Genomic DNA, 18412 nt, shown 5'->3' with positions numbered 1-18412 from the left:
CCCGCGCCCCGGAACCCGCCGCCACCCCGGAGCCCGCCCGCGCCCCGGCGCACGCCCGCGCCCCCGCGCCGCGCGCCCCCGCGCCGCCCACCACCCCCGTGAGCGGGGCCCCCGCCGACCGGGCCGCCGCGTCCCGCGCCGGGCTGTGGCTCACCGGCGCGGCCGGGGTCTGCACGGTGGTGATGGCGCTGCACGCGTACATCCCGAACACGGTCGGCAACCTGGGCAGCCTCCTCCAGACCCTGCTGCCCTGGGCGGGTCTGAGCGTCCCGGTCCTGCTCCTGCTGGCCGCCGCGCACCGCTCCCGGCTCGCCGCCGCCGCGGTGCTCGCCCCCGCCGTGGCGTGGACGGCCCTCTTCGGCGGGACGCTCGGCGACCGGGGGACCGGCGGCGGGGACCTGACGGTGGTCAGCCACAACGTGGACGAGGCCAACACCGACCCGGCCGGCACGGCGCGCGTGCTCGTCGCGGCGGACGCGGACGTACTGGCCCTGGAGGAGCTGTCCGACGCGTCGGCGCCCGTGTACACGCGCGCCCTGTCCGCCGCCTACCCGCACCACGCGGTGATCGGCGGGGTCGGCCTCTGGAGCAAGCACCCGCTGGCGGACGTCGAGGACGTGCCGATCATGCCGTGGACCCGCGCGATGCGGGCCACCGTGCGGGCCCCCGGCGGACCCGTCGCCGTCTACGCCGTCCACCTCGCCTCCGTACGGGTCTCGGCGGCCGGGTTCACCACGGACCGGCGCAACGAGGCCGCCGGGGAGCTGGCCGCCGCGCTGCGCGCGGAGTCCGCCCCCCGCATCGTGGTGCTGGGCGACTTCAACGGCACGGCCCAGGACCGCGCGCTCGCCCCGGCGACGTCCGGGCTGCGCTCCGCGCAACGCGAGGCGGGCGCCGGCTTCGGCTTCACCTGGCCCGCCGCGTTCCCGGTGGTCCGCATCGACGACGTGTTCGTACGGGGCCTGACCCCGGTCTCCGCCTGGACCCTGCCCGCCACCGGCAGCGACCACCTGCCGGTCGCGGCGGCGCTGGGACGGTGACCCGGCCCCCGGACCCCCGCCCGACTACGATGCGGACGACCATGACCTCGCGAGCCCAGGGGGAGAGCGTGTCGGAAGGCCGGGCCCCGGACCCCGTCAGCGTGCTCGTGGTCGAGGACGACGCCACCATCCGGCGCGCCGTCCAACTGGCCCTGGAGCGGTACGGCTACCGGGTGGACGTCGCCGCCGACGGCCTCAGCGGGCTGGAGGCGTTCCGCGCCGGCGGGCACGACCTGCTGATCCTCGACGTGATGCTGCCCGAGCTGGACGGCATCGGCCTCTGCTACCGGATTCGCGAGCAGAGCCCGGTCCCGGTCCTGATGATGTCCGCGCGCGGCGACGCCCTCGACGTGGTGGCCGGGCTGGAGGCGGGGGCCGACGACTACGTGGTCAAACCCGTCGACACCGGCGTCATGGTGGCCCGCATCCGCGCGCTGCTGCGCCGCGCCACCTTCGGCGCGCCGCGACCGTCCGCGGGCGGGGCCGCCGACCGGGGAGCCGACGGGTGGAACGGGCCGCGCCCCCAGCCCCCGCGGACCCCCGAACCGACCCCCGAACCGACCCCCGACCACGTCCTGGTCTTCGGGGACCTCAGCGTGGACACGCTCGGCATGGAGGTGCGCCGCGGCGGCGAGACCGTGCCGATGACCCCCACCGAGCTGCGCCTGCTGCTGGAGTTCGCCGCCGCGCCCGGCATGGTGCTCGACCGCCGCCGCCTGCTGCGCGACGTCTGGGACTACGGCTGGGAGGGCGACACCCGCGTGGTGGACCTGTGCGTGCTGCGGCTGCGGAAGAAGATCGGCAGCGGCCGCATCGAGACCGTCCGCGGCTTCGGCTACAAACTCGTCCGCGGCTGACCGCCGTGGGCTTCCTCAACCCGCGCGCCCTGCGCTGGAAGATCGCCGCGCTGGCCGCCGCCGCCTGCTGCGCGGTCTCGGCGGTGATCGGTTTCCTGGTGCACGACGCGACCCGCGAGCGCGGAATGCGCGTCGGGTACGAGCGGACGATCACCCGGCTGGTCGCGGCCGAGCGCGAGCACAGCCGTACGGGGAACGCGCCGGCCGACGTCGACGTCAGGACCAGGGCCGAGCTGCCCGAGCCGCTGGCCCGCGCACTGGCCGCCCGGCACAGCGCGACCGGCCCGTACGCCACCTGGTACGACGCCGAGGACCCCAACTGGTACTGGATGTGGGGGGCCGTGGCCGTCGGGGACGACGTGCTCGTCGTCCGGGACGACATGAGCAACGAGGTCCGCGGCCTCCAACTCCTGGACCGCTCCATCGTCACGTCGGTGTTCGCCGCGCTCCTGGTCGTCGTCCCGCTCGCCGCCCTCGCCACCGAACCGATCAACCGGCGGCTGCGCCACGGGGCCCGTACCGCCCGCCGGATCGCCGACGGCGACCTGGACGCCCGCATCGGCCCGGCCGGGCGGGCCCGCGACGAGATCACCGAGATGTCGGCGGCCGTCGACGACATGGCCACCGCCCTCCAGCGCCGGCTGGAGAACGAGCGGCGCTTCACGGCGGACGTGGCGCACGAACTGCGCACCCCGCTCATGGGGTTGGCCACCGCCGCCGGGCTGCTCCCGGAGGACGACGAGGCGACCGCGCTCGTACGCGACCGGGTGCGCGCCCTGAACGGCCTGGTCGAGGACCTGTTGGAGATCTCCCGCCTCGACGCGGGCGCCGAGCGGTCCCGCCCCGACCCGGTGCCGCTGGGCGAGCTGGTCGCCGACGTGGTGCGGCGTACCGGCACGGACACCCGCGTCACCGTCCGGGACGCCGAGGTGGTGGAGACCGACCCGCGCCGGGTGGAGCGGATCGTGGTCAACCTGGTCGCCAACGCCCACCGCCACGGCGCGGCCCCGGTCGAGGTGGCCGTCGCCGGCCCCCGGATCGTCGTACGGGACCACGGCGCGGGCTTCCCCGCCGACCTGCTGGCGCGGGGCCCCCAGCGCTTCCGCACCGGCGCGAGCGAACGCGGCCGCGGGCACGGGCTCGGGCTGACCATCGCCCAGGGCCAGAGCGAGGTGCTCGGGGCGCGGCTGACCTTCGCGAACGCCCCGGACGGGGGAGCGGTCGCGACCCTGGACCTGACCCGCCGGACCGCCCGGAACACCGCCTGATACGGAATCGCAACGCACCTACGCGCCCACGGAAACGGCGCCGCACCGAGCCCGAAGAACGCCTCGTCGAAGGTGAGCGGTACGTGAGAACGCACGTGCCACCTGGAGGCGCCCATGCCCACCGAACCCACCGCCGGCCGCCCGCGTCCGCCGCACGAAGAGGCCCGACAGCCGTCACCCGCACCGTGGTTCGGGCAGGCTGACCCGCAACCGCCGTACCGTCGCGCCGAGTCGGCGGACCCCGCTCGCAGGCCCTCCCCCTTCCGCCGCTCGGTCCTCGTGCCGTTGGCGGCGGCCCTGGCGCTCGCGACGGGCACGGTCGGCTGGTACGCGTTCGAGGGCGACGACGCCCGGCCCGCGGCGGTGGCGCCCTCCGAGGGCGGCGGGGAGCCGGTCGCGCCGCTCGCCCGGTCGATGGAGCTGCCGTGGCCGGCCGAGGGCCAGACGAGCGTCGCGGTGGAGGGGATCGGCAGCCTCGGGACCAGGGGCGAGCAGAAGCCGGTGCCCATCGCCAGCGTCACGAAGGTCATGACCGCCTACGTGGTCCTCAAGGACCACCCGATACGCGGCGACGGACCCGGCGCGACGGTGGTGGCCGACGCGCAGGCGGCCAACGAGTCGTACGCCGCTGACGAGACGACCGCGCCGGTGATCGAGGGGCGGGAGTACACCCAGCGCAGGCTGCTGGAGATGATGATGGTGCCCTCGGGCAACAACGTGGCGCGTCTGCTGGCCCGTTGGGGCGCGGGCGACGAGAGGGCGTTCGTCGCCAGGATGAACAGGGAGGCCGCCGCGCTCGGCATGGACCGCACGACGTACACCGGGGTGAGCGGCATGGAGGCCAGCACCACGAGCACGTCGGCCGACCAGTTGACGCTCGCCCGCGCCGCGATGAGGAACCCGGTGTTCCGTCAGATCGTGGCCGTCCAGTCCGTCGTCGCCCCGGAGGTCGGGGTGACCCTGCACAACACCAACAAGCTGCTGGGGCGGGACGGGGTGATCGGGCTGAAGACCGGCTCGTCCACCCCGGCGGGCGGCAACCTCGTCTGGGCCGCCACCCAGGACGTCGCCGGCACCAGCCGCCTGATCATCGGCGTGGTCCTGCACCAACGCGCCGGGACCTCCCCCGCCGAGGGCAGCGCCGCGGCGCAGGAGGCGAGCCACGAACTGATCAAGGCCATCCGCAAGGCCCTCCCGGCGGCGGCCGGCCGCTCCGGCCCGACGGCGCTGAAGGCCGCCGGGCCCGCCACGACAGCGTACTGACGGTGCGTCAGCGCAAGGTGGACAGCATGTCGGCGGAGAAGGGGACGATGTCCCCGGTGCGGCCGGACAGGGTCTTCGCCGCCCACTCGGGGTCGGCGATCAGCGCGCGGCCCACGGCCACCATGTCGAACTCGTCGCGCTCCATCCGCTCCAGCAGCTGCTCGATGCCGGTGACGGCGGAACCGGCGCCCCGGAAGGCGCCGAAGAAGTCGCCGTCCAGGCCGACCGAGCCGACCGTCAGGGTCGGCAGGCCGCTCACCTTCCTCACCCACCCGGCGAGGTTCAGGTCGGAGCCCTCGAACTCGGGCAGCCAGTAACGGCGGGTGGACGCGTGGAAGACGTCGACACCGGCCTCGGCCAGCGGCGCGAGCAGGGCGTCCAACTCCTGCGGGGTGTGCGCGATCTTCGCCTCGTAGGCGTCCTGCTTCCACTGGGACAGGCGGAAGAAGAGGGGGAACGCGTCGGAGACGGCCGCCCGGCAGGCCGCCACGATCTCGGCGGCGAAACGGGTCCGGGCCACGAGGTCGCCCCCGTAGGCGTCGGTACGCCGGTTGCTCCCCGCCCACAGGAACTGGTCGATCAAGTACCCGTGCGCACCGTGCAGTTCGACGCCGTCGAAGCCGAGGCGTTCGGCGTCGGCGGCGGCCGAGGCGAAGGCGGCGACCACGTCGTCCAGGTCCTGCTGCGTCATGGCGCGCCCCTTGGGCTCCCCGGCCAGGGACACCCCGGAGGGCCCGACCGGCTCCGCGTCCACCACGGGCCCGGCGCCCTCGTCACGGGTGACGCCCACGTGCCACAACTGCGGCACGATCGCGCCGCCCTCCCGGTGCACGGCCCGCGCCGCCTCCGCCCATCCCGCGAGCGCCGCCTCGCCGTGGAACCGCGGCACCCGGTCGCTGGTCCCGGCGGAGTCGTGGTCCACGTAGGTGCCCTCGGTGATGATCAACCCGACCCCGCCGGCGGCCCGGCGGGCGTAGTAGTCCGCCACATCGCGCCCCGGCACGCCGTCCGGGGAGAACTGCCGGGTCATGGGGGCCATGGCGATCCGGTTCCGCGCGGTGAGCCCGCGGACCGAGAACGGCCGGGCCAGGACGCCCGCCGCCCGATCGGCGGCCGCCCCGGCCGGTCCCACGGGGTCTGTCACATCTGTCACGTCTGTCACGTCGGTGTCCTCTTCCTGTCCGGGAATCCCCCCGCTTGAACACCCACCGCCCCCGCGCCCATCCCGACGCCGCCCCGGATGTGGCCGACGTCTCGCGGGGCGGCGGCGAGCCGGGCGCCGCCCCGAGGGCGCACGGTGTGCGGGGCCCGTACGGGGCAGGTCAGACGGTTTCGGGGTGCGGGGACGCCTTGTCCAGCACGGCCCGTGCGGCGGCCCGGCGCTGCGCGGCACGCAGGGCCGCGTGTCCGATGAGCCCGCCGAGGGCGTTGGCGATCAGGTCGTTGACGTCGACGGCCCGCCCGTGGGCGAAGGCCACGTACTGGAGCAGTTGGACGACCTCGATGCCCAGGCTGATCAGGGCGCAGACCAGGCCGGTGCGGCCGCGGCCGAGGCCGGGGAGGAACAGCGGCAGGAGGAAGCCGAGCGGCAGGAACATGACCACGTTGGGGACCATGGTGACGTCCGCCATGAGCAGCGGGATCGGCTGGATCTGCCCGATCCACTCGGCCTGGTTGCGGTAGTCCCCGCCGTAGACCCACAGCGGGAAGAGCGTGAGCGAGGCGACCGCCGCCGCGTAGAGCGCGGTGACGGCGCGCAGCACCAGCGGCCCGCCCCGCCAGCCGGGGGCGCCGCGCCGGCGGCGCGCCAGGGCCACGAGGGCGAAGACGGCGAGGGCCGGCCCGAGGACGGCGATGGTGGGAATCTGGACCTGGAAGTTCATGGGGCGCCCCTGGGATGTGCCGGCGGATCGTCGTGGACGATCGTCGTCCGCGCGGTCGCCACCGCGGATCCGCCGAAGGACGGAGCCTTCCCGGAGCGCTACGACTTTCGGCAGAGGGGGCCTCCCGCACCCGGTACGTACGCTGCCGTCATGAACTCCCCGCCCATCGGCCGAGGCTCCTCCCGGACGCGCCGTGCCCTGTTCCGCCTCGGCGCCGCCCTGGTCGGGGCCGTCCTCGTGCTCGCGCTCGCCGCCGACCACCGCAGCGGCGCCCACCGCTCCGCCCTCGCGCCCCAGGCCCTCCTCTCGGCCGCCGCACCCCTCCTCGCGGCATCGGTCTGGGCGGTACGCCGGTGGCGCGCCGATCCGCGGGCGGTGGCGGTGGCCGGCGGCCTGGCGGGGGCCGTGTCCCTCGGTTGCAGCGGATGGATGCGCGCGGCGGCCGGGCGGCCGGGCTCGCCGGTGGAGCGCGCCGACGCCTACACCCTGTTCGAGATCGCCGCGCTCGTCGTGGTGCTGGTGCCCACGGTCCGGTACGGAGCCGCCCGGCAGGCCGCGGGGGCGTCCCTCCTGCTCTGCCTGGCGGTGGCCCTGCGCCCGGTGGCCGTCGAGGCGAGCGAGAACAGCCTGATCCTGGCGCTCTTCTGCACCCTGACCGCCGTCGCCGGGCTGATCGGGGCGCTCGTGGCCCGGCTGGCAGCCGTCGACCGCCGCCGCCACGCGGAGCGGGTGCGCCTGGAGCAGCGGCTCGCCTTCGCCCGCGACCTGCACGACTTCGTGGCGCACCACGTGACGGGCATCGTCGTGCAGGCCCAGGGCGGACAGGTGGTCGCGCGGTCCGAGCCGGAGCTGGCGGCGGCGGCGCTGGGGCAGATCGAGCGGGCGGGCTCGGAGGCCCTGCGGACCCTGCGGTACATGGTGGGCGGCCTGCGCACCGAGACCGCGTCCGTACCGGCGGGCGGGGCGGAAGCACTCCGCACGCTCGTGGCGTCCTTCTCCCTCCCCGGCGGCGGGCCCGCCCGCCTTGCGGAGGAGGGGCCCGTCGACCGGCTCCCGGCGGCGGCCCTGGCGGTCGTGCACCGGGTCGTCATGGAGTCGCTGACGAACGTGCGCAAGCACGCCCCGGACTCCCGGCAGGTCTCCGTGGCCCTCCGGGTCCTGCCCGGCTCCGCCGAAGTGGACGTCGTCAACGACCGGACCGGTCCCCTCCCGCCGACGGCGGCGGGGTACGGTCTCGTCGGGCTCGCGGAACGCGTCACCGCCGAGGGCGGCGCCTTCCGGGCCGGCCCCGACGGCAGCGGACACTGGCGGGTGAACGCCCGCATCCCCTGGGAGGACGCGTGGAGGGACGGCCCGTGATCCGGGTCCTGCTCGCCGACGACCAGGAGATCGTCCGCACCGGCATGGCGATGATCCTCTCCGCCGAGCCCGACATCGACGTCGTCGCCCACGCCCAGGACGGCCTCCAAGCCCTGGAGATGGTCGAGCGGCACCGACCGGACGTCGTCCTCATGGACATCCGGATGCCGCGCCTGGACGGCCTGGACGCCCTGCGCCACCTCACCCGGCCCCACGCCCCGCACCGCCCGCAGGTCGTGATCGTCACCACCTTCGACGACGAGGAGTACCTGGCCCGCGCGGTGGAGGCGGGGGCCGGCGGGTTCATCCTCAAGGACTCCGGCCCACGGCTCCTGGCGGAGGCGGTCCGCGCGGCCGCCGCCGGAGACTCCCTGGTCAGCCCGTCGATCACCGTACGGCTCCTGAAACGGCTCCGAGCCGCCCCGCCCCCGCCACAACCCCCCACCCCGCTCTCCCCGCGCGAGCGGGAGGTCGTCGTCCTGCTGGCGGAGGGCCTGACCAACGCCGAGATCGCCGCGGCCCTCTCCATCACGGTCGGCACGGTGAAGACGCACCTCACCAACGTGCAGGCCAAACTCGGCGCGCGGAACCGCGTGGAGATCGCGGCCTGGACCTGGCGCACCGGCCTGACGAACCGCGGGGCCTGAGACGGCGGCCGCGCTCCGGAACGCGGGCCAGGGCCTCCGGGGCCGGAGACGACCGGTTCCGGCTGCTCCGAAGTTCACGGCCGAGCATGGCCGGCCCAGCCCGGCCGAGCAGCCGAGCGGCGTCCCTACAGCGCCGCGTCACACGTCTCGCAGCGGCTCACCGCCGCTCGCCCGGTGTTGCCCCGGGTGGCGCGGAGCGGGTGGGACGGTGCGAGACGACGCCACGCTCCGGGGGACGGGGCGGGCACCCAGCCGTAGACGGGCGGGCGGACGTCGGCGGGCTCGATGTGCGGGCATCCGGGGAGATGGGCCTTGCCGCTGGCGTGGACGATGATCGCGGCCGCCGACCAGCCGTCCCACGCACCGGTGGACGGGCTGACGTGCGGTGTGCGCGGAGCACAGTCCGCGCAGTTGTGCATTTCATGGCGTTCGCAGTACTGCATGGCGATCACCCTGCCAGCAGTTCGGCCATCACCCAGTGCGATCAAGCCACTACGGAAACCGGCGCGAGGACACGCGGCAGCACCCGAGCGCGCTGCCGAGCGCGCTGCCGAGCGCGTGCGGGGCGCGGGCGGGGCGCGTGCGGGGCCGGGCCTGCCGACGTGGGTGCGACGGGTCGCCCCGACCCGTACCGCGCGAGGACCGTACGCGTCATCTCCCGCGGCCCCTCCGGGCTTTCCGCGAACGGAGCGCAGGTCGGACAGGGCGCGGGGCACACCCTCGGTGCTGTCCCGGTCCCTCGCGCGGAGACGCGGCGCGACGTACTCCGGCGGGTGGGCGACGAAGGGCGGGCGCTCAGGACCCCGCGCCGCGTCGCCGAGACCGGCCCAGCCCCACAGGTCCGGGATCCGCGCCGTCAGCGCGAGGACATCGAGGCCCGAGCGCTCGCGGCGCCGTACGGGGACGGGCCCTCGAACAGGTGGCGTACCTCCGGACGCTGCGGCCTGCGCCGATGCCGCCACCGGGCCCTGGCCGAGACCGACCTCCCAGCACGAACCCGCCGGCGCCGCCACCGACCTCCCCGGCATCGGCGCCCCCCGCGACACCCTGGGCCCGCGCCCGCACCAGCCCCTTCACAGCACTTCGCCCCGCCGACCACGAGATCGACGGGGCGAAGCGGCAGACCCGGAATCGACCGCGGCGGCCGCGGCTCGGGGTCCGGGCAGCCCGGCCCGCGCACCGCCTTCCCGAGGAGGTGACGCGTCAGCCCTGTGCGGTGTCGCCACCCGCCTGCTCCGCACCCTCGGCCGCGCCTGCCTTCTCACGCATCTTGCGCACCAGCTCCGCCTTCTGTTCGGCGGCGCCCTCGCGGTCGAGGTTGCGGTGCGGGCCGTTGTTCTGCCGCTCGGCGCGGGACAGCCGCTTGCGCTGGCCGCCGCCCATGCCCACGGGGTTGTTGATGTTCTTGCTCACGGTCATGGGTTCTCCCGGAATGATGTGGAGGGATCTACGAATTCATCGGTGGAGGACGGGCGGGCTGAGGTCGGGGACGTCAGCAGGGGCCCGTCGCACTCTCACTCGTCCATCCGTCTCTAGAAGAACATGACAAAGACGTTACCCGCTCCCGTAGACCCCGCACGCCACACGCTGCGCCGCCCAGCGCCAACCGCTCCCTTCCGAAAATCCCAGCACCGGCCACCCGGTTCAGCCTCGTTGGTCACCGAGACCTGCGGGCGACGGTGGTCGGTCACGACGACGCGCACCGTGCGGTCGCGTGTGTGTACCGGAGGCTCCGCCGCGATGCCCGCGATGCGCAGCACGACTCGGGCCAGAGGGGGAGGCCCAGCTCAGAGGGCGACGGGTTGCGGTTGCCCCGGGGCGACCTCGGCGGCTGTGGCGTACTCGTGTCCGTGCAGCCCGGCGGCCTTGAGGAGTTCCGCTGCTGCTTCCGCCGCTTGTTCGGCGACGGGCTCCACTTCGACGCGGGAGAGAGCTCAGTTCAGGTGAGGCGTCTTGGCGGGTGACCGGCTGACTTTCGCGATGGTGTTGGCCCCGATCACCGGGCCGGCGTCCATGCCGTGGAAGATCCGCGGCATCGCGAGGAGCTTGCGGTCCTGCGCGACCCTGGGGGAGAGCCCTTGCGAGTCCAGGACGACGGTTTCGCTGCGCTCGCTCACGCGGCGTCCGCGCCCGTGGAGGGGCGGGTGGAGCCGAAGATCCTCCCGTGCGCCTCGGCGAGTTCCTCGCCGGTGAAGGGTGACGGTGATGCGAGTCGTGGAGACATGAGTCCAGCCTGCTGGAGTATGCGGGGTGGCGGACTTGCCGTGGCTGTCCTCGCCGGGTTCATGGCCTCTGCCGCGTCGATTCTGGCGTTTACCGGCAGTGCCGGCCTCGGACTGTTGTGGCTGAGCGCGGTGATGGCGCGGCTGGCCGACGCTCCGGGCGACCACTAGCCGAAGGCCGTTCGCACCGGTACCACCAAGATGATCACCATCCGAAACGGAGCATCCATGACCGACAACGCCGTGAAGGGCCCTGCCAGCTACTTCCCGTCCATCGAGAAGAAGTACGGCCGTCCGATCGCCGAGTGGAAGGGGCTCATCCGTTCCTCACCGCTCACCAAGCACATGGAGCTGGTCGGCTGGCTCAAGTCCGAGCACGGACTCGGCCACGGCCATGCAAACGCCCTCGTCGCCCACACACTCGCCGAGGACAGCGCCAAGTGATCAGGGCTGGGCGCCGAGGCATCCTTCACCGCTCAGGTATCCCGGCAGGCCGAACAGAGGAAAGAGGAGCGCGGTGTCACGGAATGCCGTGATGCTCGCGATGCGGTCACCGGAGAACTCGAGGACTTGGAGCGCCCAGGGCTCGTAACCGGTCCCGTCCGTACGGGGCCGGTACTGGCCGAAGGCGGGGGAGCCGTTCGCCACGGTCGGGACGAGTCGTGATCCGCGGCAGCCGATGGCTGGTCCGGTCAGCCAGGATTCGATGTCGGCCATTCCGCGCATCCACTTCGCGTACGGCGGAAGGGACAGCGTGGCGTCGACGACGGGAGAACGCCGTCGCGTATCGCTCGGCCAGGACCTGCTGAGTGCCACCGGGCGCCGGGAGGCCGAGTTCGTCGGCCCTGTCCCGGGGGTCGGCCAGAGTGGCGCGGGCCCGCTGGAGAGCGCTGTTGGCGGAGGCGAGGGTGCAGTCGTGCAGGTCGGCGACCTCGCGGGCCGAGAAGCCGAGGACATCCCGCAGGAGCAACGTGGCTCGCTGCTTGGGCGGCAGGCGCTGGAGCGCGGCGACGAACGCCAGCCGAACCGACTCGCCGGTCATCGCCGAAGCCGCCGGACCACCACCGGGCAGGGCGTCGATCCACAGCGCGCCGTCCGCCGGCGCGCCTGGAGGTGCGGCACCGTCCGAAGGCCCGGACAGGTCCATCGGCAGCGCCCGCCGCCCCCTGGAGGCCAGGGCGTCCAGACACACGTTGGTGGCGATGCGGTACACCCATGAGCGCAGGGGCGACCTGCCCTCGAACTGCCCGGCGTTCTGTCAAGCCCGGACGAGCGTCTGCTGAGCGGCATCCTCGGCATCTGCGTACGACCCCAGCATCCGATAGCAGTAGCGAACCAACTCACCTCGGTACGCATCACGTTCCAGCACCATCGCCCGCGCCTCGTCATCCATGTTGCTCCCCCCGCTCCCGATGACGCGCCACCTCGGCATGTGGCCAGGTGTGCCGCCCGTCCGACCCGCATGACGATAGAGCTGCGGGCATGTGCGGCGATCCCGAGGGCGGGCCAAGAGCGACCGCGAGTGCCGCGAAGAGGGGCCAGGTGGTGCGGAGGTGGTGCCAGGCGCCTGGGGAGGTCTATGACAACGACGAACCCCCAGGCCGATGACCTGGGGGTTCGTGGAAGAGCGGGTGACGAGAATCGAACTCGCGCTCTGAGCTTGGCAATCAGCGGTGCTTGGACCTTCGGGGAAGCTCTGACCTGCACTTTCCTGCGAGGAAGCTTGGACTTCCCTGGCCTCTGGGGGCTGTACCTGACCGCTGTTGTCCGCTCTGCTGGGCACGGATGGGGCACGCGGATAGCGGTGTAGCGGAGCCTGCCAGGGGGCGTGCTCGGGGTGGGCTTGCGCGTCAGGTCAGAGAGGGATGACGCGGACCTGGTTTCCGCAGAGTTTGGTCATGTCGTCGCTGTCGGAGGTCAGGAGGGCGACGGGTTTCGGCTGGCGCAGGGCGACTTCGGCGACCGTGGCGTCGATGGCGTACTTGTGCCCGTGCAGTCCGGCCCCTTTGAGAAGCTCAGCCGCCGCCTTCGCCGCCTGTTCGGTGACCGGCTCCACCTTGACGCGGGACAGGGCCCAGTTCAGGCGCGGCATGTTGGTGCGGGAGTGGCTGACTTCCACGATGGTGTTGGCCCCGATGACCAGGTCGGCTCCCATGTAGTGGAAGACCTGCAGCATGGCGAGGAGCTTGCGGTCCTGCGCGATCCAGGCGGAGAGCCCTTCCGAGTCCAGGACGACGGTTTCGATGCGCTCGCTCACGCGGCATCCGCGCCCGTGGAGGTACCGGCGGAGCCGAAGATCTTCAGTCGAGCCTCGGCAAGCTCCTCGTCGCTGAAGGGTCCGTGCTCCTCCTCATGCCGACGAAGGTCGTCGCCCAGGAGCTGGTGCCGGATCTGGCGGGCTACGGCTTCCGCCACGTACCCGGAGATGTTGTCCGTGAGCTTGCGGAGTTCCGCCACCTGGTCGCTAGGCAGCGTGACGGTGATGCGAGTCGTTGAGGACATAAGTCCAAGCATACTTGAGTATGCACACGCTGGCTCGGGTTCCTGGTCCCCAGCCTTGACGCCAGCGGTCGCAGGTTCCGGGTGACATGGGCGCGATCACTCACAGGCTGTCCCTGGCGAGTGACGCTACGAGCCGGTGCCGGTGGACGGCAAGCAAAAGGCCCGAGTCATTGACCAGGGCGCTTTCGTCGTGGAGCGGGTGACGAGAATCGAACTCGCGCTCTAAGCTTGGGAATCAACGGCGCTCGGGCGATCTGATGGCCTCTGACCTCGGGAAGGCCATCAGATGCGGGGTTCTCGACCACCTTCCCGCGCCTGAGGTTGACTGCTGTTCACCGCTCCTACTGGCACGTTGTGGCACGCGCCCTGTCGTGAAGCGCTAAGGGCACGGGCCAGTGAAGAGCGCCTGCCAATCCGCCTTGTGATGATCACGCCGAGAGACGTAGCAGCACCTCGCGTCTGCTAGCAGGGTCTGCCACGATGTGGTCGACCACGGCTTGCCAAACCTCGGGGCGTTCGAGCTGTCGAATCACAGCCTCGGCGGGCATGGAGCTGGCTTGATTCGGAATCTGCCTCGAGCCGATGACGGAGCGGTACTCGTTCGCGGTTACGCGCTTCCGGCCCTCACTGGCCGCAGAATCGATCATCGAACGAAGGGCGTCCCAGCGTTGATGATCAGGCATGCCAGACCGTGAGTAATCGCGGGCCGCTTCCCTCAAGACCGTGTAGGAGATCTGGACTTCTGAAAAGATGCGTTCGCGCATGTCCGGGCTGAACCATCGTGCCAGGGCTACGTACTCCCTCGCACGGGCTACGGAGAGGCCACGCTGGGCAGCGGCACGTTTGAAGGCACTCGAGCGGCAAGCAGCCTCAGTGGGAAACTGTGCCAGCAGGGTGTCGCCCAGCTCGATGCGGCTGGCGGCATCGAGGTCTCCGGAGCGGTCAAGATCAGTGGGTTCAGGGAAGAGCGCGGACATGAAACCTGTCATAGCCACTTCTATACAGGCCACGCAGTGCCTTCGGGGCCCCGTCACCCGTATGAGGGACGGGACGCAGATTGAAGTGCAGCGCACGCCTACATCCCGTCCCACGGCGGCGTTGGCCTCGGCCCCTCTCCCGCCGGCCCTCGACTTTCGTCACCCAGCGACACTCCCTGCTCGAGAACCTCAGACGCATCTGTTGCAGCGAGTCAGGTGGTGCCGTAGGACGGTGGTGCTCGCTGCAATTGCTGCACTGGGGTGCAGCCGTCTGCCCATGAGTCGAGGAGACGGAGGCCGATCAGGGCCAAGTTTGAGGACTTGGCGATGTCGGCCGATCAGCGGCCACCGGAGTTGCGAGGCGGGGACACCAATCGCGCGACGGTAGGAGCAGACGAGGTGTCAAGGAAATCCGGGGCCGCTAAAGAATATAGACGCGCAATTTCACCTCAGGGGACAGCAATGTGATATCTTCCGTTGAAGAATAGCTGAAATGCAGCTTGCGACATCCTTGAGGAATCTTATGTAGTTGTTCACTTCAGCTGGGGTCGGCTTTTCACTCCTATCGCCATGGGCGATTTTATTCCTACGTTCGACAATTTCAGTCAACCTGGGGCCGACCTTCACCGGCGCTTCTTCGTCATCGCGGCCGACGATGGCCTCGTTGACGTATGCGTCGATCTCTGCCATGACGTTGTTGACATCGAGAATAGAAAATACGTTTTCCAGGACCTCGGGTTTAGCGTTTGTGAACTGTCGAGTTAGGACTTTGGAGGTGAATACTTGCGGATTGACAGTTCGGTCAGCTTCCCAAAGGCAGGCGTAGGCAGAGAATAGCTTGCGCGTTTTGTGAATTCTGTCCGGACCCTCGGTTCCGAAAATCTCCTCGATCCTGCCACGGGTATGAAGTTCCAGTAGGCCTTCTGGAATACGTCTGGTTGGAGGTTTGGCTTCACAGATTTGATCGATCAACTCAGTAAGTGCAGCCTTCACGAAACCCTCGAAATGCGCCACAAGCATTACCGTGCAGGATCGGGTGACGGCGTTGGCGAGTTCTCTATCTTGAGCTTGCTCGGCGGCACCGCCGTCGATCCGGGGATGAGTAGGTCCCACTGCAAGCAGTACTTCGACCTCCCGCAGACTGTCGACAAACTCCGCCATAGCCTCGATTTCAAGCTGACTCATCGGCCCTCACTATTCGGGGAGAGCTGGGAGATCGCAGCGAACTCCAAGCCTGGTGAGACCGGATGCAAAAGCTTTTACGCGTCCGTGCATTCGCGTGCGGTCGGCTGTGGCTCTTCCAATCGCTGTCTGAAAGGTTTCTCTGTCGAGAAGTTCTTCTCGCAGTTCACGAATCTGCGGGGCCTTGGATGCGGCAGACCTTCGATCGGAAAAGGCTAGCGGTAGCATGATGGCGTCGAATAGAGCCTTATTGAAGGCTCCAAGCTTGCCATCTTTGGAGAGTCGAAAAGCTGCGGAGCCAAAGATCTCCTGGACGACATCACATGTCTCATAGAAGACACTCACGGCCTTTGGGTCTGGCTCGCCGTTCCGGTGGCTTCGCATGTATACGTTGAGCAGCTGTCGCAGTGGCGGCTTGTACGCGCTTAGATCTTCGTAAAGAGAGAAGAATCGGAGCGCCAATTCTTCGTAAGCCATCCGCTTATTTGCAAGTCCGCCAAGAATGTCGGAATATCTTTTAGTTTCCGACATTTCTTTCAGGAAAGTATTGAGGGGCCCCCGATAGATGCAGTTTCGCAGCTCCTGGGCGGCCAGCATGGCTGATCCAGTATTGAGTCGCTCGAAAACATCGAACTTGATGTCCGGATGTGAATCATCGGTGATGACGATGCATCTAACAGTTCTATTGCCCAGGCGCCTCTGCTCCTTCAATGGGAGATCATCGTAGCTCATCCCTTCGAACTCTCTAACGACGGAGACTCCGCGCAGTGAGAATTCCCCGGTTAGAAAATCCTTGATGGTTTGAATTCGCTGAAGTCCATCGATTACTTCATATGAGCCATCTTCGTTTTCGGCAAAATAGCAGACAGGGACCGGGATGTTCAAGAGGAAGCTTTCGATCAGGCGGCTCGCCTTGGCTCTGTCCCAAACGTACTTCCTTTGATATTCGATGCTTAGGAGGAGTCGTTTTCTCCTGATATCATCTACCAGCGTTGCCAAAGACAAGTCGTAAGGCTGGGTAACTAGTCGGCGTTCCTCGATCGGTACGTGCAGGGGGTCGGACTGCTCAGCCGCAGCCTCTTGCTCGTCTTCATCGAAGAGGGGTTCCTGCTTGCGTTCGATCGGCACTCTCTGCCTCGTTTCTATAGCTTCGCTCTTGCTGCCCAACCGTAAGCTGATAGTTCGGATCGTGTCCCACTTTTACCTGGATCACTGCAAGATGCCGACCGCCCCAGCCACAGCGGGTTTCTTCCCACCACGGTGCTCGCTCCAGTCGCGCGACCGGCGTAGCCGGGGCGCGCGCGGCGAGCGGAGCGAGCCGCCTTGATGAAGTAGGGAAAGTTCTACCGCGCTGGAAGCAGGCGCCCGGCGCAGCTTGTGTGCCGGATGTGGCCGCCGCCCGCGTCCAACCGGAGCGGTCGACGGCCACATCCGGAGGCTGTCAGGCCGCAGCAGTGGCCTCGCGGCCCCGTCGTGTCCGCCGGTGGACGATCTCGTCGAAGGTGGCGCGGGCACCGATGGGGTCGATGTAGTGCATGGCCAGGAGGGCGGCGATGACGGAGCCGACCAGGTCGTTCTGGACCTCGGACTAGGTGTGGGCGTCGTCGCAGGTGGTGAGGCCCTTCAGGCCGTGGAGGGCGTGCATGGCCTCGCCGGCTTCCTCGGCAACCTTGCCGATCTGGAGGGCTTTGAGTTCCTCGTCGGGGAGGTGGGCGACGGCCGCTCGGCAGACGGCGGAGAGCTTCTCGATGTTGTCCCACAGGGTGTCCACGTCGGACCTCCGGTCGATGGGTTCGGCTATTCCTGTGCGGGTCGTCCGAGCTGGCGTACGGTCCATCCGGCGATGCGCCAGGCGTCGGCGTCGATGAGGTTGCGGAGGTCGATGAGGATTTGGTCCGCGACGAGCGGGGCGAGTGCTTTGGAGTCGGCCTCGCGGAAGTGGGGCCATTCGGTGGCCAGGACGATCAGTTCGGCTGCCGCGAGGGAGTCTTCGAGGTCTTCGCAGTAGTCGAGTTCGGGGTGGCGGCGCAGTGCCGTGGGCACGGCGTGCGGGTCGTGGACGGTGACGGTCGCGCCTCGCTGGTGCATGAGCGCGGCGATCGCCAGGGCCGGGGATTCGCGGACGTCGTCGGTACCGGCCTTGAAGGAAGCGCCCCAGACGGTGATGCGGACGCCGTCGACGGGGCGGCCGAGCGTCTGCTCGATGAGCTTCAGCGCGGCGGCGGGGCGGGATTCGTTGACCTCCTCCGCCGCGCGCAGCATGGTCGCTGCCTCGGCGGCGCCCAGGGTGCGGGCGGAGGCGGTGAAGGCGCGGACGTCCTTCGGCAGGCAGCCGCCGCCGTAGCCGGGGCCGGCGTTCAGGCCGCCACGGCCGATGCGGGGGTCCAGGCCGATGGCCTCGGTGAGCTGCTGGACGTCGGCTCCGGCGGCGGTGCACATGTCGGCGACGCCGTTGATGAAGGAGATCTTCATGCCGAGGTAGGCGTTGGCGGCGCCCTTGATGAGTTCGGCGGTGGCGGGGTCGGTCACGAACAGCGGGATGCCGTTCGCCAGGAGGGGCGCGTAGACCTGGCGTACCGCGTCCTCGGCGCGGGCCGAGGGGACGCCCACGACGATCCGGTCGGGGCGCAGGGTGTCGTCGATGGCGTGGCCCTCGCGCAGGAACTCGGGGTTCCAGACGACCTCCACGTCCTCACCGGCCGGAGAGAGCCGGGCGAGGAGAGCACCGAGGTCGCGCGAGGTGCCGACGGTGACCGTGGACTTCCCGACAATGACGGTCGGGCGGGTCAGGTGCGGGGCCAGGGCGCGGGCGGCGCCGAAGACCTGTCCGGTGTCGTAGCTCCGTCCGTCCGCGTCGATCGGCGTGCCCACGGCGAGGAAGTGGATGTCGGCGAACTCGGCTGCCTCCGCGAGGCTGGTGGTGAACCGCAGGCGTCCAGTGGCGGTGTGGGTGCTGAGGAGTTCGGGCAGGCCGTCCTCGTAGATGGGGCACTCGCCGGCGTTGAGGCGGTCGATCTTCGCCTGGTCCAGGTCCACGCCGATGACCTCGTGGCCGATCTCGGCCATGGCAGCGGCGTGGGGGATGCCCAGGTGACCACAGCCGATGACGGATACGCGCATGGGTCGACGCTCCTTTCCTTATCCCTCGCCCGCCCAGGGGAGTCCGGGCCGGCCGGGTGCGTCACGCTAGCGCCAACGCCCGGCGCGGCCCT

Annotated in this window: 19 protein-coding genes and 2 pseudogenes; 8 read left to right on the top strand and 13 right to left on the bottom strand. The window is 70.4% G+C overall.

Annotated elements, in window-relative coordinates:
* Nucleotides 1–98 precede the first annotated feature (98 nt).
* The 4 genes from ACZ6EJ_RS04090 (at nucleotide 99) to ACZ6EJ_RS04075 (ending at nucleotide 4428) form a co-directional block, all read left to right on the top strand.
* Nucleotides 99–1040, top strand: a complete 942-nt coding sequence (locus tag ACZ6EJ_RS04090; RefSeq protein ID WP_469264515.1) for an endonuclease/exonuclease/phosphatase family protein — start codon at nucleotides 99–101, stop codon at nucleotides 1038–1040.
* Between the two features lie 41 nt (nucleotides 1041–1081).
* Complete coding sequence (locus ACZ6EJ_RS04085) at nucleotides 1082–1897, top strand: response regulator transcription factor (RefSeq protein WP_469264404.1); 816 nt, start codon at nucleotides 1082–1084, stop codon at nucleotides 1895–1897.
* Between the two features lie 5 nt (nucleotides 1898–1902).
* Entirely contained in the window at nucleotides 1903–3165 is a 1263-nt protein-coding gene (locus tag ACZ6EJ_RS04080; RefSeq protein WP_469264403.1) for a sensor histidine kinase, read from the top strand.
* A 297-nt stretch (nucleotides 3166–3462) separates the two neighbouring features.
* Nucleotides 3463–4428, top strand: coding sequence for a D-alanyl-D-alanine carboxypeptidase family protein (locus ACZ6EJ_RS04075; protein WP_469264513.1), 966 nt, complete (start codon nucleotides 3463–3465; stop codon nucleotides 4426–4428).
* 7 nt (nucleotides 4429–4435) lie between these two features.
* Here ACZ6EJ_RS04075 and ACZ6EJ_RS04070 read toward each other — a convergent pair whose 3' ends face one another.
* The gene (locus ACZ6EJ_RS04070) at nucleotides 4436–5581 is read right to left on the bottom strand and encodes an NADH:flavin oxidoreductase (protein WP_469264401.1); all 1146 of its coding nucleotides are present in this window, start codon (nucleotides 5579–5581) and stop codon (nucleotides 4436–4438) included.
* A gap of 169 nt (nucleotides 5582–5750) precedes the next feature.
* The gene (locus ACZ6EJ_RS04065) at nucleotides 5751–6311 is read right to left on the bottom strand and encodes a VanZ family protein (protein WP_469264400.1); all 561 of its coding nucleotides are present in this window, start codon (nucleotides 6309–6311) and stop codon (nucleotides 5751–5753) included.
* A gap of 150 nt (nucleotides 6312–6461) precedes the next feature.
* Between ACZ6EJ_RS04065 and ACZ6EJ_RS04060 the strand changes: the two genes are divergently transcribed.
* Complete coding sequence (locus ACZ6EJ_RS04060) at nucleotides 6462–7670, top strand: sensor histidine kinase (protein WP_469264398.1); 1209 nt, start codon at nucleotides 6462–6464, stop codon at nucleotides 7668–7670.
* Nucleotides 7652–8317, top strand: coding sequence for a response regulator (locus tag ACZ6EJ_RS04055; protein WP_469264397.1), 666 nt, complete (start codon nucleotides 7652–7654; stop codon nucleotides 8315–8317). Before ACZ6EJ_RS04060 ends, ACZ6EJ_RS04055 begins: the two co-directional genes overlap by 19 nt.
* A 125-nt stretch (nucleotides 8318–8442) precedes the next feature.
* Here the strand turns inward: ACZ6EJ_RS04055 and ACZ6EJ_RS04050 are convergent, their stop codons facing one another.
* The 3 genes and pseudogenes from ACZ6EJ_RS04050 to ACZ6EJ_RS04040 all read right to left on the bottom strand — a co-directional run.
* Nucleotides 8443–8760, bottom strand: a complete 318-nt coding sequence (locus ACZ6EJ_RS04050; RefSeq protein WP_469264396.1) for a hypothetical protein — start codon at nucleotides 8758–8760, stop codon at nucleotides 8443–8445.
* A 760-nt stretch (nucleotides 8761–9520) separates the two neighbouring features.
* Entirely contained in the window at nucleotides 9521–9736 is a 216-nt protein-coding gene (locus ACZ6EJ_RS04045) for a DUF6243 family protein (RefSeq protein ID WP_469264395.1), read from the bottom strand.
* Nucleotides 9737–10107: 371 nt separating this feature from the next.
* Nucleotides 10108–10434: pseudogene (locus tag ACZ6EJ_RS04040) on the bottom strand (DNA-binding protein); the annotation flags it as partial.
* 147 nt (nucleotides 10435–10581) lie between these two features.
* On the opposite strand from ACZ6EJ_RS04040, the gene ACZ6EJ_RS04035 reads away from it, so the two are divergent.
* On the top strand, nucleotides 10582–10710 hold the full coding sequence (locus ACZ6EJ_RS04035; protein ID WP_469264393.1) for a hypothetical protein: 129 nt from the start codon (nucleotides 10582–10584) through the stop codon (nucleotides 10708–10710).
* Nucleotides 10711–10767: 57 nt separating this feature from the next.
* Nucleotides 10768–10983, top strand: a complete 216-nt coding sequence (locus tag ACZ6EJ_RS04030; protein WP_018522248.1) for a DUF4287 domain-containing protein — start codon at nucleotides 10768–10770, stop codon at nucleotides 10981–10983.
* Here the strand turns inward: ACZ6EJ_RS04030 and ACZ6EJ_RS04025 are convergent.
* The 8 genes and pseudogenes from ACZ6EJ_RS04025 to ACZ6EJ_RS03990 all read right to left on the bottom strand — a co-directional run bounded on the left by ACZ6EJ_RS04025 (nucleotide 10984) and on the right by ACZ6EJ_RS03990 (nucleotide 18320).
* Nucleotides 10984–11932, bottom strand: a pseudogene (locus ACZ6EJ_RS04025) (RNA polymerase subunit sigma-70).
* 462 nt (nucleotides 11933–12394) lie between these two features.
* Nucleotides 12395–12796: a DNA-binding protein gene (locus tag ACZ6EJ_RS04020; protein ID WP_469264392.1), complete on the bottom strand. Its 402-nt coding sequence runs from the start codon at nucleotides 12794–12796 to the stop codon at nucleotides 12395–12397.
* On the bottom strand, nucleotides 12793–13041 hold the full coding sequence (locus tag ACZ6EJ_RS04015) for a type II toxin-antitoxin system CcdA family antitoxin (RefSeq protein WP_469264390.1): 249 nt from the start codon (nucleotides 13039–13041) through the stop codon (nucleotides 12793–12795). Before ACZ6EJ_RS04015 ends, ACZ6EJ_RS04020 begins: the two co-directional genes overlap by 4 nt.
* 428 nt (nucleotides 13042–13469) lie before the next feature.
* The gene (locus ACZ6EJ_RS04010; RefSeq protein WP_469264389.1) at nucleotides 13470–14030 is read right to left on the bottom strand and encodes a hypothetical protein; all 561 of its coding nucleotides are present in this window, start codon (nucleotides 14028–14030) and stop codon (nucleotides 13470–13472) included.
* A 432-nt stretch (nucleotides 14031–14462) separates the two neighbouring features.
* Nucleotides 14463–15203, bottom strand: coding sequence for an MAE_28990/MAE_18760 family HEPN-like nuclease (locus tag ACZ6EJ_RS04005; protein WP_469264387.1), 741 nt, complete (start codon nucleotides 15201–15203; stop codon nucleotides 14463–14465).
* 9 nt (nucleotides 15204–15212) lie between these two features.
* On the bottom strand, nucleotides 15213–16367 hold the full coding sequence (locus tag ACZ6EJ_RS04000) for a DUF262 domain-containing protein (protein WP_469264385.1): 1155 nt from the start codon (nucleotides 16365–16367) through the stop codon (nucleotides 15213–15215).
* Nucleotides 16368–16788: 421 nt separating this feature from the next.
* On the bottom strand, nucleotides 16789–16971 hold the full coding sequence (locus ACZ6EJ_RS03995; protein ID WP_469264383.1) for a nucleoside triphosphate pyrophosphohydrolase family protein: 183 nt from the start codon (nucleotides 16969–16971) through the stop codon (nucleotides 16789–16791).
* Between the two features lie 26 nt (nucleotides 16972–16997).
* Nucleotides 16998–18320, bottom strand: coding sequence for a UDP-glucose dehydrogenase family protein (locus tag ACZ6EJ_RS03990; RefSeq protein WP_469264382.1), 1323 nt, complete (start codon nucleotides 18318–18320; stop codon nucleotides 16998–17000).
* Nucleotides 18321–18412 lie beyond the last annotated feature (92 nt).

The sequence above is a fragment of the Streptomyces sp. NPDC041970 genome (assembly GCF_055588985.1).
This window is presented reverse-complemented; position numbering and strand designations above follow the sequence as displayed.

What these genes read in the sequence shown, in the direction of transcription:
- ACZ6EJ_RS04085 (WP_469264404.1), top strand. Translation starts at nt 1,082, where the DNA reads ATGACCTCGCGAGCCCAGGGGGAGAGCGTGTCGGAAGGCCGGGCCCCG.
- ACZ6EJ_RS04065 (WP_469264400.1), bottom strand. Translation starts at nt 6,311, where the DNA reads ATGAACTTCCAGGTCCAGATTCCCACCATCGCCGTCCTCGGGCCGGCC.
- ACZ6EJ_RS04060 (WP_469264398.1), top strand. Translation starts at nt 6,462, where the DNA reads ATGAACTCCCCGCCCATCGGCCGAGGCTCCTCCCGGACGCGCCGTGCC.
- ACZ6EJ_RS04050 (WP_469264396.1), bottom strand. Translation starts at nt 8,760, where the DNA reads ATGCAGTACTGCGAACGCCATGAAATGCACAACTGCGCGGACTGTGCT.
- ACZ6EJ_RS04045 (WP_469264395.1), bottom strand. Translation starts at nt 9,736, where the DNA reads ATGACCGTGAGCAAGAACATCAACAACCCCGTGGGCATGGGCGGCGGC.
- ACZ6EJ_RS04030 (WP_018522248.1), top strand. Translation starts at nt 10,768, where the DNA reads ATGACCGACAACGCCGTGAAGGGCCCTGCCAGCTACTTCCCGTCCATC.
- ACZ6EJ_RS04015 (WP_469264390.1), bottom strand. Translation starts at nt 13,041, where the DNA reads ATGTCCTCAACGACTCGCATCACCGTCACGCTGCCTAGCGACCAGGTG.
- ACZ6EJ_RS04010 (WP_469264389.1), bottom strand. Translation starts at nt 14,030, where the DNA reads ATGACAGGTTTCATGTCCGCGCTCTTCCCTGAACCCACTGATCTTGAC.
- ACZ6EJ_RS04005 (WP_469264387.1), bottom strand. Translation starts at nt 15,203, where the DNA reads ATGAGTCAGCTTGAAATCGAGGCTATGGCGGAGTTTGTCGACAGTCTG.
- ACZ6EJ_RS03990 (WP_469264382.1), bottom strand. Translation starts at nt 18,320, where the DNA reads ATGCGCGTATCCGTCATCGGCTGTGGTCACCTGGGCATCCCCCACGCC.